This window comes from Pseudomonas sp. UBA1879, from assembly GCF_002338065.1.
In the GTDB taxonomy this organism is placed as follows: Bacteria; Pseudomonadota; Gammaproteobacteria; order Pseudomonadales; family Pseudomonadaceae; genus Aquipseudomonas.
This window is the reverse complement of the sequence record NZ_DDHJ01000007.1, coordinates 1-354: the sequence shown is the minus strand read 5'-3', so window position 1 is coordinate 354 and position 354 is coordinate 1. Positions and strand designations below refer to the sequence as shown.

Sequence of the window (354 nt, the reverse complement as noted above, 5' to 3'; positions counted from 1 at the left end):
CCTTAAATCGGACAGCGGCAGTGCTCAGCCGAATCTGATCCTTGATGCTGCACCTGAGATCAAGGTGACTGCCAACGAACTGCACGAAGGCAAGGCCGATGCCTCGACCGTTGCGGGTAAATTGACCTACAGCGATTCGGACACCCCTGCCGATCAATTGAAAGTCACGCTGACTAACGGCAGTGACAAGTACTACGACATCAGCGGCAACGAAGTACTGCTGACACAGGCCGGTCTCCACGCGGTCCACGCGGGCACCAAGTTGCCTCCTTACGAAGGCAACATCAGCGATGGCCTTAAATCGGACAGTGACAGTGCTCAGCCGAAGCTTCTTCACCATGAGGCGCTTGCAAT

The 354-nt window shown here is 55.6% G+C and carries 1 protein-coding gene; it reads left to right on the top strand.

Going from position 1 to position 354, the window contains the following annotated elements; translation table 11 throughout:
* The coding region (locus tag B3N48_RS08640; RefSeq protein WP_296182120.1) for a hypothetical protein at positions 1–354 on the top strand (354 nt) is incomplete at both ends.